At 41.7% G+C, this 15200-nt stretch carries 10 protein-coding genes; 5 read left to right on the top strand and 5 right to left on the bottom strand.

Translation table 11 applies throughout. The features are described 5' to 3' along the window. Positions 1-186 precede the first annotated feature (186 nt). The 3 genes from LEP1GSC185_RS15880 to LEP1GSC185_RS15870 are packed head-to-tail and all read right to left on the bottom strand — an operon-like array spanning position 187 to position 6259. The gene (locus tag LEP1GSC185_RS15880) at positions 187-1803 is read right to left on the bottom strand and encodes an efflux transporter outer membrane subunit (RefSeq protein WP_008590119.1); all 1617 of its coding nucleotides are present in this window, start codon (positions 1801-1803) and stop codon (positions 187-189) included. Then, entirely contained in the window at positions 1800-3014 is a 1215-nt protein-coding gene (locus tag LEP1GSC185_RS15875) for an efflux RND transporter periplasmic adaptor subunit (RefSeq protein ID WP_008590013.1), read from the bottom strand. Before LEP1GSC185_RS15875 ends, LEP1GSC185_RS15880 begins: the two co-directional genes overlap by 4 nt. Continuing rightward, positions 3011-6259 carry an efflux RND transporter permease subunit gene (locus LEP1GSC185_RS15870; protein WP_008597083.1) on the bottom strand — a complete coding sequence of 1083 codons (3249 nt, stop codon included), beginning with the start codon at positions 6257-6259 and terminating at the stop codon, positions 3011-3013. The genes LEP1GSC185_RS15875 and LEP1GSC185_RS15870 overlap by 4 nt, the downstream gene beginning before the upstream one ends. 85 nt (positions 6260-6344) lie before the next feature. On the opposite strand from LEP1GSC185_RS15870, the gene LEP1GSC185_RS15865 reads away from it, so the two are divergent. The 3 genes from LEP1GSC185_RS15865 to LEP1GSC185_RS15855 all read left to right on the top strand — a co-directional run bounded on the left by LEP1GSC185_RS15865 (position 6345) and on the right by LEP1GSC185_RS15855 (position 9952). Then, positions 6345-7910, top strand: a complete 1566-nt coding sequence (locus tag LEP1GSC185_RS15865) for a helix-turn-helix domain-containing protein (protein ID WP_008591724.1) — start codon at positions 6345-6347, stop codon at positions 7908-7910. 206 nt (positions 7911-8116) lie between these two features. Beyond that, positions 8117-9022, top strand: a complete 906-nt coding sequence (locus tag LEP1GSC185_RS15860) for an NmrA family NAD(P)-binding protein (RefSeq protein WP_008590585.1) — start codon at positions 8117-8119, stop codon at positions 9020-9022. Between the two features lie 9 nt (positions 9023-9031). Next, a complete protein-coding gene (locus LEP1GSC185_RS15855) occupies positions 9032-9952 on the top strand; it encodes a helix-turn-helix domain-containing protein (protein WP_008597095.1) in 921 nt (306 codons plus the stop codon). A gap of 236 nt (positions 9953-10188) precedes the next feature. Here LEP1GSC185_RS15855 and LEP1GSC185_RS15850 read toward each other — a convergent pair whose 3' ends face one another. Then, positions 10189-11151, bottom strand: coding sequence for a lipin/Ned1/Smp2 family protein (locus LEP1GSC185_RS15850; RefSeq protein WP_008589715.1), 963 nt, complete (start codon positions 11149-11151; stop codon positions 10189-10191). A 285-nt stretch (positions 11152-11436) separates the two neighbouring features. Next, complete coding sequence (locus LEP1GSC185_RS15845; RefSeq protein WP_008589676.1) at positions 11437-12138, bottom strand: lysozyme inhibitor LprI family protein; 702 nt, start codon at positions 12136-12138, stop codon at positions 11437-11439. 472 nt (positions 12139-12610) lie between these two features. On the opposite strand from LEP1GSC185_RS15845, the gene LEP1GSC185_RS15840 reads away from it, so the two are divergent. Both LEP1GSC185_RS15840 and LEP1GSC185_RS15835 read left to right on the top strand, forming a co-directional pair. Continuing rightward, the gene (locus tag LEP1GSC185_RS15840; protein WP_010514163.1) at positions 12611-13936 is read left to right on the top strand and encodes a glycosyltransferase family 4 protein; all 1326 of its coding nucleotides are present in this window, start codon (positions 12611-12613) and stop codon (positions 13934-13936) included. Then, entirely contained in the window at positions 13933-15174 is a 1242-nt protein-coding gene (locus LEP1GSC185_RS15835) for a glycoside hydrolase family 57 protein (RefSeq protein WP_008591485.1), read from the top strand. Before LEP1GSC185_RS15840 ends, LEP1GSC185_RS15835 begins: the two co-directional genes overlap by 4 nt. The last annotated feature ends 26 nt before the right edge of the window (positions 15175-15200 follow it).

The following is a 15200-nucleotide window of genomic DNA, read 5'->3' as shown; positions in this document are numbered from 1 at the left end:
AGCTTCGAGCGCCGGTCGGTTGAATAGAAAGTGATTCCACCATGCGTCTGCCGGCGTAGTAAATAAAATAAGCGAGAAAATACAGATTAGACTAGAATAATATTTGAATTTGAGCACACCAAAGAATTTTAGATTAGCAAGATAAGTCAACACAAACCTGACGAATAGGAAACTACAAGACCGCGATTATTTATCTAAACTTGGCGCTGTTAAGTCCTTATTCTTAGAGTTATTTTCCTCAACGTCTACATCGATTCCTCCCGCAGAATCAGGTTTTGTAGAATTAGAAAAATCGAATATATTAAAAGGTTGGATCTCATCGTCGGCAGGCAATTTGGTATTTTTCCAGCCACCACCCAACGCCCTTATCAATCGAACGGAGGCTCTATTTAATTCGGTTTTAACTAAAATTGCATCTATTCGGGCATCCAGGGTATTTACCTGAGCATAGATCAATTCCAAACTGTTACTTAAGCCTCCTTTATACAGAGCCATTGTCATATTCTGTACTTGTGATGCCGCTTCTACTGCTTGGTCCTGGCGTTGGGATTGTTCCGACATAAAGGTGGTTTCCGTAAGTCCGTTCTCCACTTCTCTAAATGCGTTTAAGACAGTGGAACGATAATTGTCTTCCGTTTCCCGATAGGCAGACCAGGCTTGTTGCAATTGAGCTCTACGATACCCCCCTTGGAAAATAGGAAGAGAAACCGTGGAACCATAAGACCAGAAACTATTCGCGAGTTGAACTAAGTTGACTCCTCCTTCAAATCCACCTCCGGCACTAAACGAAATATTGGGAAAGAATGCCGCGCGTGCTATACCTATATTACGATTTGCTATTGCCATTTTACGTTCCATAGAAGCAATATCAGGCCTACGTTCCAATAGTGTAGAAGGTAGGGTAGCAGGAACCTTGAACGCAACAACGTGGACTTCTTCCACAGGGGGGATCTTGAATCCAGAAGGCGCTCTATTGAGTAGGATTGCGATCGCATTCTCCGTTACTCTCATCTTTGATTGTATGTCTAAACGTTTTGCCTGGGTACTGGATAAAAGATATTGTGCTCTCTGAACGTCCAGTTCCGGAGCTATACCACCTTTGTATCTTTCATTTACAAGATTTAAAGATTGTTCGTAAAATTCTATCGATTGACGGTACGTTGTGTCCTGAGCGTTCAGACCTCTGAATGTAAAATAATCGGCTGCAAGTTCCGCTTGTAAGCTCAATCGAGCAAGTGCATAATCGGCGGCCACAGATTGTGCATTATAAATTTGTGCTCTTGTAGAATTTCTGATAGAAGACCAAAAGTCAGGTTCCCATGAAGCAATACCTCCTAAAGACGCGGTTCCTTCTTGTGTCGCTTCTCCTGCTCCTCTAAATAGTCGGTTATCGGATTGTTTGTTATTCGATCCGCTTAAACCCACTCCTAGGTGAGGTATCAATTGGGAACGGACCTTAAGCATCGCATCCCTTGCTTGTATAAATCTTTCTGCGGCAGCTTGCAGATCCGGATTCGCAGTGATCGCTTGCTCTTCTAATTTATTCAATACAGGATCATTAAAAAGTTTCCACCAATCCGCTTGTATAGCTTCTCCTTCGGAAGGATTTGCTTTCACAAAAGGACCCGATCCGCTCCAAGAATCCGGCACGACATAGTCTGGACTTAAATATTTAGGAGCAAGATCAAATGCGGGACCGTTCAAACAAGAAACCAATAAGACAGCCAAAGAAAGGAGAGAAACTACTCGTACTAAGCCGGCGCTTCTCTTCTTTGTTTTATACATTTTTTGAGATTGGTTCATTTGGAAGCTACCGGTACTAATTTTGAACCTTCTTTCTTAGAGAAATTCATATCAGAATATCCGGTTCTTGGCTCTACCACTCTTACTTGATCTCCTTCCAGCAAAGATGCGGAAGGGTTATTGACTATACGATCATCTGTGCTAACTCCATCTCTTACTTCTATGACAGAATCTATGATCTTGTTCACGGTGATCGGCTTAAAGTGAACTTTATTGTCCTGTGTGACGGTTGCGACTTGGGTGCCGTTTTCATCGAATACCAAAGAACTGGACGGGATTGTCAAAAGATCTTTTTTAACGGGCGCCGTAAGGGTAACTTGTGCATAAGAACCCGGCCATAAGGATTTGTCCTTATTATCTATTGTGAATTCCGCAATTACGGTTCTCATGTTCAGATCGAAACCTTTAGAGATAGTAAGAAAGTTCGCTACAAATTTCCGATTCGGGAATTGTTGAACGGTAAGTTCCGCAGTTAAACCTGGTTTCAATAAGTAAGCAAAAGTTCCCGGAACCGAAACGAATAATCTCATTTTATGAATATCCGCTACGGTAAATAGGTTGGAAGGAGTTTTACTATCGTCGATATTTCCTTCTTGAGTAACGTAATCCCCAACGTTTATATTCCTTTGGATCACTACACCGTTAAAAGGAGCGACTATCGTTTTGAAATTGATCTTTGCTTTGTACTTATCCACGTTCTTTTCCGCGGATTTCAATTTTGCTTCTTCCGAATTTTTGTCGGCAACCGCTACGGAAATGGACTGTTCTGAAACAGCATGAGAACTTCTTAATGCTAGATATCTGTCCGCAGTTACTGCCGCTAGTTTGTATTTTGCTCTTTGGGAATCTAGGTCCGCTTCTGCTTGTGCATATTCCGCATCCAGAGCGGGTACCTTGATCCTTGCAAGTACGTCTCCTTCTTTCACTTCCGCTCCGTAGTCTTTATACCACATTTTTACGTAACCTGGGACTTGAGCATAGATAACCGCTTCATACCATGCACGAACCGTTCCCGGAAGAGTGATCGTCTCCAAAGGGTTGGGAGGCGTAGGACTTACTACGGAAACGTTCGGAATGGACGCTTCTAAGGCTTCTTTTCGGAATTCTTCCGCACTATGTATCTGTTGGTAGAATATATAGCACAGAAATATAACTCCGAATGAAATCGAGGATAGTGTTACAAGTTTCTTTTTAGGTAATGATGGTATCATTTGGAATTTTCCTTTTGAATTTTTGCACGGTTGTTATAGATGATCGCGTAGATACAAGGAACGAAGAATAGAGTAGCGAACGTCGCAACAGCTAATCCTCCGATCACTGCTCTACCCAAAGGAGCATTTTGGGAATTACTTACGGACATAGGCACCATTCCGATGATCATTGCGGATGCGGTCATAAGTACCGGTCTGATCCGTGAATATCCCGCTTCGATAGCGGCTCTTACCGCGTCTCCATGAACTGCTAGACGGTCCCTTGCATAAGAAACTACTAATATAGAGTTTGCAGTAGCAGTTCCCATACACATGATCGCTCCGGTTAAGGCAGGTACCGAAATATATGTGCGTGTGAGAAACAGGGACCAGGCAATTCCAGCTAAGGCGCCAGGCAATGCGGTGATAATAATGAACGGATCTGTCCAGGATTGGAAGTTCACTACGATCAAAAGATAAACCAGAAGAATTGCCACAAATAGTCCGCCAATGAGTTCTATATAGGCGCTTCTCATTGTCTCCGCTTGGCCAAGGATCTCAATTGCAGCTCCCCTAGGAAGTTCTCTCTTCATGGATTCCATGATCTTTTGAGCGTCGCTCAAAACTCCTCCTAAGTCCCTGCCTTCTGCAGAAACATATACGTCGATAAGAGGTAAAAGGTTTTGGTGAGTTACCAAACCGGGAGTTCCAGTTGGAGTGATATTGGCTACGTTCCCTAAGAGTTGTATTCCATTTTCTGAATTATCCTGTAGGTCGCCTCGATTGACAGGAACAGTGAGTAAGTCTTCCGTCCTTCTCATTTGAGGCTGAGGCACATAGATATTGATCTGGTAAGAAAGACCTGTTTTGCGGTCCATCCAATACTCTTGGTCTATCTGTTGGCTTCCCGAAGTTGCGAGTAACATATTCTCCGCGACCGATTTCATAGGCAGATCAAGATTAATTCCTAAACTTCTATTTCCATCCACAAGCAAAGTAGGTGTGCTCATTGTTTGTTGGATCACTACATCCGCCGAACCCGGAATGGTTCTTAGTTTACCTTGAAGTTTCTGAGCGAATTCGAAATTTTTCTCCAGATCCATTCCGTTGATCTGAATATCGATTGGAGAAGGTGAGCCGAAGTTCAGGATCTTTGCAGTCAAGTCTGCAGGTTGGAATGTGAATACAGTACCTGGATAAAGTTCGCTTAATCCTTTTCTCAAAGTTTGTCTGTAATCCCATACGGGAGATTCTTCATCTTTTAAGGAAATCGTTAAGTCGCAATCTTGCGAACCGATCGTAGGAGTAGGGATGAACGCAAGGTTATGAGGTCCTACCGGAAGACCGCAGTTACTCAGAACACTTTCAACCTTACCTGGAAGTAGTTTTTTAATATCTTCCGAAACCAAGGTGGCGATCCTTCCCGACACTTCTATCCTGGTTCCTAGAGGAGCACGCATATGCATCTGCAAGGTTCCTGCCTTGATCTCAGGAAAGAAGTCCCTACCGTTCAAATAGAATAGAAGAAGGGAACCTGTCGCTATCCCTAAGAATACGAGCACGAACTTTTTGCGATTCCCCACGACTTGTTGGAGAAGAATATAATAACGTTCCCTAAATTCGGTGAAGTTGCGTTCGAATCCTTTTTGAAAACGTATTAAAAAATCGACCCATTCCATAATAAAAGCGAAACGGGAGTTCGTTTTTTTAACGGAAGTAGGAGTTGTATGATTTTTCGCTGCAGATTTAGGACCGGAACCATGTTTGTGAGCTTCCGGAGAATGGTGAGCAGTTAGCAAATATTTTGCCATGGTTGGAACAAGAGTTCTCGAAAGAATGAAGGACGCGATCATTGCGAGAGCGACCGCTTCGGCCATCGGTTTGAATAACCAACCGGAGACTCCGCTCAATTGAAAAAGAGGGAACCAAACGATAACGATCGCAAGAGTTGCTACGAATGTAGGAATTACGATCTCATTCGCAGCATCGATGATCGCCTTCTCCAATGGTTTTCCCATTTCAATATGAGTATCTATATTCTCTATCATAACCGTGGCATCGTCCACGAGGATACCCACTGCTAATGCCAAACCACCTAAGGTCATTACGTTGATGGATTCTCCGATCAAATGAAGACCTATGATGGAGCTTAAAAGAGAAAGCGGGATGGAAGTGGCGATGATCGTAGTCGCTCTCCAAGAACCTAAAAATAGTAACACTACAAGTCCGGTAAGACCGGCAGCCAATACCATTTCATGAACTACATTCTCTATAGAGTCCTTAACGAAGATAGAAGCGTCGTTTAATAGTTTGATCTCCACGTCGTCCGGAGAAATTTCTTTGATCCTAGGCATGGTCTTACGAATTCCGTCTACCACATCAAGAGTGGATGCATCGCCACTCTTCATTACTACGATCAAGACGGATTGTTTTCCATCCACGAGGACCGAGTTCAATTGGGGAGGGCCGCCTAATGCAACACTCGCAACATCCCTCATGAAGAATGTGCTATTCCCGACTCTCTTGATCGGAATATTATTAAAATCTTCTACTTGGATAGGGATTGCGTTTGTCATTACCATCCAATCGGTTTTGCCGATCTTCTGGTCCCCCGCAGGTAACACTGCGCTCTGCTCGTTAAACGCCTTGAATACATCCATAGGCGATAGGTTCCTAGATAAAAGTTTTTGCTTATCTAACGAGACCAATAATTGCATCGGGGTCCCGCCATATGGCTGAGGAATGATCGCACCAGGAATAGTGACGAGTAGAGAACGGATCCTCATGAATGCGAGGTTATAAAGTTCTGCGGGAGTCATCTTCTCGGATGTGACTTGGAGCATCGCAACCGGAACGGATGACGCCTCCAGACGCATAATCATAGGAGGGGAAATATCCGGAGGCAATGAAGTGACTACTGTCTGCGAGATCGCAGCCACCTCCGCTTCTGCGCCTGCAAGATCTGTATGAGGTTGCAATTCAATATTGATGATGCTACTTCCGTAGTAGGATCTGCTATTAATACTTTTGATCCCCTCTACAGTACTAGTTAATGCTCTTTCAAAAAAATAAGTGATCCTTCCCGCAACATCTTCAGGAAGCATACCTTGGTAACCCCAAACTACCGAAATGACAGGTATCTTGATGTTTGGAAAAACATCCGTGGGGGCCTTGAAAATAGATTGTATCCCGAAGAACAGAATTAGAATAGCGAGGACCACGAAGGTGTAGGGCCTTTTTAGAGCAATGAGAACGATTTCATTCATTTGATTTCCTCATATATTAGTAGCATTTAAGCTGGAGAAAATCGTCCCGGTTTATAAGTTTGGACTGAGTTCTTGGATGATCAATATGTCTAGAATAAAAGTAATTTTGATTTATACCCTGATATTGGGGATCTCTACTCAAGTCTATTCCCAAGGGGATGATAAGAGCGTAGGTCATCTTCGTATCCAGGGCTCAGACCAAGCTCACTGGAAGCAGATAGACGATTTTTCCGTATTACTGGACTGGGGATTTTATCCGGAACCGATCGATTTACGCTTTCGGATCGGTAATTTACCGGAAGAATCCAAGACCGAATTTTTGATCTTTCCTTGGAGTCTTTTGGATTCCGTGCAGGTTTGCGATCTAAAAGGAGATTGTCTGCAGGCAGGTTTTATTCATCCGGTCAATGAATGGCTGATCCCTGGAATATTTCCTGTTTTCCCTCTCCGAAAGTTTCTGGAGAATAGCTCTGAGATCAATATTAGGATCCAGTCTAGGAATTATATACTTTCTGAAGTACGTTTAGTAAGCGCAGAAGAGTTATATTCTATCTCTACGGTCTATTCCGGGATCGTATTCTCACTTCTCGCTCTTGTAATTGTCCAAATTGCTTATCTGATCAATTCCTATATTCGCCTTCGTTCCAAATGGATTTTGTATCAGATCCTATTCTCTTTCGGCATTGGCCTAACATTCCTATTCGTTTCCGGTATAGGTTCTAGATATATTTTCCCGGGGTTCGGGTTTCCTCTCTCGTTAGGAAAAAAGATCATGATAGGTTATTTGATCATTTCCGGTTCTCTTTGGGTGTCTCATTTTCTAAAGATCAGGCAAAATTTTAAACCGGTCTGGTATTTTTACAATGTAGTGAACGTTTTGACTGCAATCATGATCGCTTTAAGTTTTACTAAATTTCCCAGACAGTTCGTTTCTCGCTCATTTACTATTTTTTACTTAACAGTAACCGTAACAGCGATCGTTCTCAGTCTGGTTGCCACAAAACGAAAGACTATCCAAACTCGTTGGTTTGTGTTCGGAATGTTCTCCTTACTTGCAATAGAACTGTTAAATATTATTTCTTATAAGGCGTTCTTTTCCTTCGACGGGAAAAGTTTCTTATTCTTTCTCGCATTCTTCGTTCCTGTGAATATATTCCTGACCAGCCGCTCCGTTAGGACTCGGATTAGAGAATTAGAGCATGAGATTGTTCTAAGAAGGGAGGAGCTCCGGAATTTCCATAGCGATAAGTCGTCTTCGGACGGATCAGCAAAGAAAAAATCCACCATTGTAGGGATCAACGTGGAAGATACTTTGGCTAGATTGAATAAACTTTTGGATGAGGATAAGATCTATTTAGAGGAAGAGTTAAGGATTGGCGATCTGGCTGCAGTCTTAGGTTTATCTGTGCATCAAGTTTCCGAACTTTTGAACCAGGTATTGAACATTTCATTTCCTGATCTGCTTAAAAAGTATCGGATAGAAGAGGCAAAACGGATTATTTTAAATGATCCTTCCGCAAATATATTGGACCTGGCATTTTCCGTGGGTTTTCAATCCAAGTCTTCCTTTTACGATTCTTTTAAAAAGTATACCGGACTCACTCCTCAGGAATTCAAAAAATCAGTTTCACCCGGTTCTTCCCAAGAATAGTTCGTTTTGAACTTCGGAAAGATAAGCTCCGACCTCGACTAAAGGTCAATGAATACATTATATTTCTATAAAACCTTATAAATGACTACATATGCATTAGATTCGGCTACTATAATAATCCTACCTAAATGAACTTCCGGTTTTCTAAATCGATCAGAATATCAAATACAGCTTATACAAGGATCTCTAATTGAGGAGAAAAATTCATGAGGATCGTAGTTACAGGTTCGTTAGGACATATCAGTAAGCCTCTTACGGAAAATCTAGTTGGAAAGGGACATTCGGTTACTGTCGTAAGCAGTAGTCCCGAAAGGAAGAAGGAAATAGAAGCGTTAGGAGCAATAGCAGCAATCGGAAATATGCAGGATGGCGATTTCTTGTTTCATACTTTCCAAGGTGCGGATATAGTATATGCGATGGAGGCGATCGGATATAATAGCTTTTTCGATCAAAATTTAGATGTGATGGAAACGATTCGTGGGATCGCACTTAGTTACAAGGATGCAATCCAACGATCCGGAATAGAAAAAGTGGTCCATCTGAGTAGTATTGGAGCTCACACAGATTCCGGAAACGGCATTCTTGCGTTCCATTATATTGCGGAAAATATCTTGAAGCAGTTGCCACAGAATGTTTCCATTAAATTCATGCGCCCGGTCGGATTTTATTATAATATGTTCTCGTTTATACAAACGATCAAGACCCAGGGCGCTATTATTTCGAATTACGAAGGAGATGAAAAGGAACCGTGGGTATCTCCTTTGGATATTGCTGCAGTGATATCGGAAGAGATCGATAAACCTTTTAATGGCAGAAGTATTCGGTACATCGCCAGTGATGAAGCTTCTCCCAATGAAGTTGCAAAACTGCTGGGAGAAGCGATCGGAAAGTCCGATCTAAAATGGGCGGCAATTTCGGACGACCAGCTATTAAGCGGAATGATTGCAGCCGGAATGAATCCTAAAACTGCAAAAGGTTTTACGGAGATGAACGCCTCTAGAAGGGGCGGCGTATTGTACGAAGACTACTATCGCAATCGGCCGATCTTAGGAAAAATCAAACTGAAAGACTTTGCAATAGAATTCGCGAAGGTTTACGATCAAAATAGATAGATACGTCGAATGATAAATAATCAGCCGTACAGAATAAGAACGATCAGTGAATTCCATCAACTGAGAGGTTTGCCGAAACCTGAGCACCCGTTGATCAGCGTAGTGGATTATGCATCGATCAAACATTCTCCCGAATTCAACGTTACGAGTTGGACTTTGGATTTTTACTCGATATCCCTAAAGAGAAATTCCGCCGTTAAAATGAAATACGGACAGCAGGAGTATGATTTCGACGAGGGGATCCTATTCTTTATGGCCCCGGGCCAGGTGTTCAGGATCGAAGTAAACGGCGAGGCTCGAGTCGAACATTCCGGATGGATCTTGCTTGTCCATCCGGACTTTATTTGGAATACTTCTTTAGCGAAGAATATTCGGAAATACGAATACTTCGATTATTCTGTGAATGAAGCCTTGTTTGTTTCCGAGAAAGAGGAAGCGATAGCCAATAATATCATTCAAAATATCCGGCAGGAGTATCATTCTAACATCGATAAATTCAGTCAGGATATCATCATCTCACAAATCGAAACCTTACTCAATTATTCCGAAAGATTTTATCATCGGCAGTTCATTACTAGAAAAATCACGAATCACAGGATCCTGGATAGATTGGAGGTAGTGTTGGCGGAATATTTTAAAGAGGGAGATCTGAAACAAAAGGGACTTCCTTCCGTTCAATACGTTGCGGATGTGATCGGTGTTTCTCCGAATTATCTAAGCGGGTTGCTTAAGGTTTTAACGGGGCAAAGTACTCAGCAACATATTCATAATAAGTTGATCGAGGAAGCAAAGGAAAAATTATCCACAACGGATCTTCCGATTACTGCCATAGCATACGAATTGGGTTTTGAACATTCCCAGTCCTTTAGCAAACTATTCAAAAGTAAAACGAATCTTTCCCCTCAGGAGTTTAGACGTTCTTTTAATTAAGTCTTATTAGGTCAGAGATTTAATGTATGTATTTTTCTATTGTTAGAGTGCTCCGCCAAAGCCGGTAGTTCCTGAAATGACTGGATTCGCCTCATCGTAAGAAGTAGTTTCTAAAAATCCACCATTCGGATTATTTAATACAACAACGGAAGATTAATTAGATTCCCCGAATGTAAAGATAAGAATGTTCCCTCGTTCGAGGGAGACATTCTTCAAAAGATAGAGACGAAAGTTATTTAGTAGCAGGAGGAAGCTTGGGGGGTGCTCGCTACTACTGTATTGTAATGAAGGGAATAATTTCCTGTTATGGACTGGGTTCCTTCTTTACCTGCATTTTCTCCTATGATCCAAGTGTCAGATTTAGGAATACCGCCGGCAGCATATGCAGCAATGTCGGTAGTTGCATTTCCGTAAGCGCGAATGATATCCAAACCGACTATATTACGCAAATAGTTGATATAATCGGTTTTGTATGCTTGCACATTTGCTCCCCAATAATCCGAACTCGGATGGTAATGCCAAGATCTCATTCCTTTGATAGGGAACCACTCACGAGTATCTTTTGTATTCCAATAAGGACGACCTGTTAAATAAATGATCTGATATCCTTTATTGCGATATGCATTCACGGTTTCCGGAGCATAATAGTAAGCATCCGCAATTTTGATCCCAGAATAATCTGCGAGAGCCTCGAAATCATTCGTAGTTAAGGTTCCATCCACATCGAATAGAACAGTCTGGCGACCTGGATCCGCTACGGTCAGATAACCGTCCGCGCTAGAAAGATCACCTTCTACAACCATACGGACTATATAATCGCCAGTTGCACGAACTCCCAAGTTCGCAGTGATCTTTCCGTCACCATTCGTAGTATAACGACCAACGTAGGTCCAACCGCTCATTGCAGTTCCATAGATATAAACATGAACGTATTCGCCTTCCAAATCCTTATGGAAGACCGCATCATAATCGAACTTACCAACCATGGTCGCATTCGTTCCGGATTTGACTATCGTATCGTAAACCATATGATATGGAACGTATAGGCCGGCCAAAATCGTATTTCCAAAATTTCGGAAATTTCTTTTGGTAGGTTTCGAAAAGCTGGGAGGGTTAGAAGGGATAGTGTAGTCCGGACAATCTGCCCAAAGTCCGACCGAGAACGCACTTAAGCACAAGGCTAACAAAAAGAATCGCATAGGGATCTCCAAATATTTTTTTCATCTGAAAGTTCATCTGAAAAATTTTTGTAAACGGATTACAAAAATTTTGCAAACAGCGGCGAATATATTGGAGCTGTATAGGTGACGCAAGAAGAAACCAAAAATATGCCTGCGACAGTATGTAGAATTATAAAATGCAAATGTATGATCGTATGAGATCAAACTGTTATAAATAACTAATATATAATTGATATATAAGAAATATTTAAAGAATGCGGAAGGATCAACTGTTTTGGTTTAAATTGAGACTGGTTAGGCATTTTATTTGAATTCGTATCTGTAACTTCCGCCAAAATAAGCTCTGGCTCCGTGGTATGCGGAACAAGAAACTTCATCTACTTCGATCCTATTTTGGAAGTATTGGAATTCCAGTAGGCAACAATCAGGGTCATCCGACTTGCAACCTTCAGTCGAGGTCCAGATCCATTTGCCTTCTTTGGCAGGAGTCCAAGTTCCGCTTACTTCCCCTAGATGGGCCGTTGGGCCTCGAACTACTTCGAATGAAAATTGGATACTCTTACTGGATTTATCTCGGAAAAGTTTCAGGTTACCTCCGAAGCCGTCCGTATATGCACCTAATCCATCTTTAGACGCAGTACCGAACTTCCAGACATGTTTCAAATATTCAGTTCTTTCCGTCGTGGTTCCTGTTTTGCAAACGATCGTTTCTATGCCGGACTCGTCGGAAGAATACATAGGGCCTTCACAAACTCCATCTCTATAACCGATCCAAAGAACTTGCAGTTTTTTTAATTCTTCTTTTTCTGGATCGGATAGGCCTTCTCTTATCTTTTTGTAAGTCGCGTTCAGTTCTTTGTCAGCAGCCTGGTATTCTTTAGAGCGACATTTTTTGCGATCATCTTGCTTTTTTATCTTTGAGCAAACGTCGGAAGGCTCTGAGGTTTTTGGAAAAATAGAAAATGTAAATAAAATGAAGAGCGTGAGAAGAGTTCGAAAATGCATAGTAGAGTTTTCGTTTGTGAATGCCGGAGACAATGATTTTTTCTTGTCATAGTCCTTTGGTTCGTTTCGAAAGTTTCCGAGATCATAGGACATAATTTTTCAGAGTAAATGAGTTTTGTTATCATGTTTAAGTGTGTGTGACGCTTAACGTATTTATTTGTATCGTTTGTTTTCTCTTTGATTCTGATTTTTTCGACGGTTTTTGTGAGATGGTATGTAATTTTCCAATTACTTACATCAGGTAAGGGTTTGTTAGCAATCTTCAGGCTCTGCTGCTTGAGAGAGAAAGATGTTTTTATCATATAGCACTACATGCTTGATCGTTTTTTTGTGTTAATCGAACTGTCGCTCTTGGATTCCCTGTGGATTTGTCGTTCACCTGTTTCTTACGTTGTTCAGCCTCGAAGGTGTTGACCTTTGTATAAAGTAATTATATGATCCTCTGTCACAGGAATTAGGGTATTAGGAGGGAATGATTGTGAGAGATGCAAAAATACTCATGATTGGTTGGGAATATCCCCCGAATATCACAGGAGGGCTTGGTGTGGCATGTAAGGAAATAGCACGAAACATCGCCTCCATGGGATATAAGGTTGATTTTATCGTTCCTAGGCTTCATGGAAATGAGGAAGAAATTGATGGTATTCGACTTTTAGACATTCGAAAGGGTTGGGACCTGTTAGGAATCGACGAAAAAGAAGAGTTAATCCGAGAGAACGAAATGATTTTAGAAAGTCTCCCGGAAAGGCTCATGTTCTCTCCTTATTTTTCACCTGGAAAAACGGAAGGATGGAGTAAGCGTATCACTCGATCTTCGATATATACGGAAGAAGGAGTCGAAGTTCCGGAATTGTCAGAACAAATTCCGGAAATCTCAGGAGGATACGGTCCCGATCTATTTTACGATATTCGAAAATTTGCTAAGATCATTTCCTTATTGGGCGAAAAACTAAGACCGGACCTTATTCATGCCCACGATTGGATGACATTTATAGCGGCTAATGAATTAAAGCAGAGACGAAATATCCCCATAATACTTCACGTTCATGCGACCGAGTTTGATCGGTGCGGAGAGAACGGGAACGATGAAATTAAACGGATAGAAAGGGAAGGTTTCGAGTCGGCGGATCGTATAGTTTCAGTAAGCGAGTATACCAAGAGTATCATAAGAGAGAGATATGGGATCGACGAGAATAAGATCTATGTGGCACATAACGGTATATCGTCTTTGGAAAAAGAAGAGGAGAACAGTCAGGAGAATAACATTACTGACCCGATCGTATTGTTTTTAGGGAGGATTACCCATCAAAAAGGCCCCGATTATTTCATAAGGGCGGCAGCCAAGATCGTTCGAGAGATCCCGGATGTGAAATTCGTGATGGCGGGCAGTGGGGACCTTCAAAATAGAATGATCGAGTTGGCTGCGGATCTCGGTCTTGGAGGTTACTTCCATTATACCGGATATTTAAACGAAGAAAAGACGCACCGTCTTTATAACATGTGTTCAGTGTTCATCATGCCGTCCGTATCCGAGCCCTTCGGTTTAACCGCGTTAGAAGCGATGTCCCACAAGCGACCTGTAGTTCTATCTAAACAGTCGGGTGTGAGCGAGATCGTGAATCAATGTTTAAAATTCGATTTTTGGGATACGGATAGTTTGGCCGAAAAAACGATCTCGATCTTGAAATACGGTCCTTTGCGGGAAGAAATAGGGAATCAAGCCAGAGCGGAATCCGAGAGGATCAATTGGACGGCTACCGCGAAAAAAATCGCCAATGTGTATAGGAGCTTTTTATGATCTCAGTATGTTTTTATTTCGAAGTCCATCAACCTTTCCGTCTAAAACCTTACGATTTTTTCAGGATAGGAAAGGATCATTCCTATTTCGATGATGAGAAAAATAGACAAGTTCTCAGAAAAGTATCAGATAAATGTTATATTCCGACCACGAATCTGCTTTTGGACTTGATTCGAGAATTTAAGGAGGATTTCCAAGTAAGTTTTTCCATTTCAGGGACCGCAATTGAGCAATTTAAATTATGGTATCCCGAAGTTTTGGATCAGTTTAAGAAATTAGCGGATACGGGATGTGTAGAATTCCTTTCAGAGACCTACTATCATTCCTTATCTAGCCTTTATTCGGAAAAGGAGTTTGCTCGCCAGGTATTAAAACATCGAAAAACGATACGAAAGGAATTGGGAATTCTTCCTCAAACTTTTAGAAACACAGAACTGATCTATTCCAATCAGATAGCGCATCTGGTACGGAAAATGGGTTATACACTTATGCTTATGGAAGGAGTCGATCGACTTTTGGGATGGAGAAGTCCGAATTTTATGTACCAATCCAAATCTGAGCCCGGTCTGAAGCTTCTTACTAAAAATTACAGACTTAGTGACGATATCGCTTTCCGTTTTTCTGAAAAGACATGGTCCGATTTTCCTCTCAGCGCGGACAAGTTTTCTAATTGGGTACATTCTCTTGCAGGTAGCGGAACTTTTGTGAACTTGTTTATGGACTTTGAGACTTTCGGAGAACACCAATGGGCCGAATCGGGTGTTTTTGAATTCCTTAAGCATCTTCCTTCTGCGATAAACAAACATCCGGATTTTAAATTTAGGACGGTTTCTTGTGCTGCGGAACGAAATCATAGTCTTGGAGAGATAGACACCGACGATCCGGTATCCTGGGCAGATATGGAAAGGGATCTTTCGGCTTGGTTAGGCAATTCTATGCAAAAGCAGGCCGTGGAAGCGTTATACGCGTTGGAAAATAGGGTACATGCTATGGGAGACGAAGAGATTTTGGAAACGTTCGGGAAATTACAAACATCCGATCATTTCTATTATATGTGTACGAAATATTTTAACGACGGAGATGTTCATAAATATTTCAGCCCGTACGGATCTCCTTACGAAGCTTACGTATATTTTATGAATGTTCTTCAAGACTTCAAACAAAGGATAACGCCTCCTAAAATACGTGCAATACAGTCTATAGAAGTTTCTCCTTCTGATCTTGTTCCAGCGATATAGATCAAGATTCTTTTATGAATCCAGTC

This window comes from Leptospira licerasiae serovar Varillal str. VAR 010 (assembly GCF_000244755.1).
Classification (GTDB): domain Bacteria; phylum Spirochaetota; class Leptospiria; order Leptospirales; family Leptospiraceae; genus Leptospira_B; species Leptospira_B licerasiae.
The sequence above is the reverse complement of the archived record's forward strand: the minus strand, read 5'-3'. Positions and strand labels throughout refer to the sequence as shown.

Coding starts and splice junctions, on each gene's coding strand:
- LEP1GSC185_RS15880 (WP_008590119.1), bottom strand. CDS start 1,803: ATGAACCAATCTCAAAAAATGTATAAAACAAAGAAGAGAAGCGCCGGC.
- LEP1GSC185_RS15835 (WP_008591485.1), top strand. CDS start 13,933: ATGATCTCAGTATGTTTTTATTTCGAAGTCCATCAACCTTTCCGTCTA.
- LEP1GSC185_RS15840 (WP_010514163.1), top strand. CDS start 12,611: ATGATTGTGAGAGATGCAAAAATACTCATGATTGGTTGGGAATATCCC.
- LEP1GSC185_RS15875 (WP_008590013.1), bottom strand. CDS start 3,014: ATGATACCATCATTACCTAAAAAGAAACTTGTAACACTATCCTCGATT.
- LEP1GSC185_RS15850 (WP_008589715.1), bottom strand. CDS start 11,151: ATGCGATTCTTTTTGTTAGCCTTGTGCTTAAGTGCGTTCTCGGTCGGA.
- LEP1GSC185_RS15870 (WP_008597083.1), bottom strand. CDS start 6,259: ATGAATGAAATCGTTCTCATTGCTCTAAAAAGGCCCTACACCTTCGTG.
- LEP1GSC185_RS15855 (WP_008597095.1), top strand. CDS start 9,032: ATGATAAATAATCAGCCGTACAGAATAAGAACGATCAGTGAATTCCAT.
- LEP1GSC185_RS15845 (WP_008589676.1), bottom strand. CDS start 12,138: ATGCATTTTCGAACTCTTCTCACGCTCTTCATTTTATTTACATTTTCT.
- LEP1GSC185_RS15865 (WP_008591724.1), top strand. CDS start 6,345: ATGTCTAGAATAAAAGTAATTTTGATTTATACCCTGATATTGGGGATC.
- LEP1GSC185_RS15860 (WP_008590585.1), top strand. CDS start 8,117: ATGAGGATCGTAGTTACAGGTTCGTTAGGACATATCAGTAAGCCTCTT.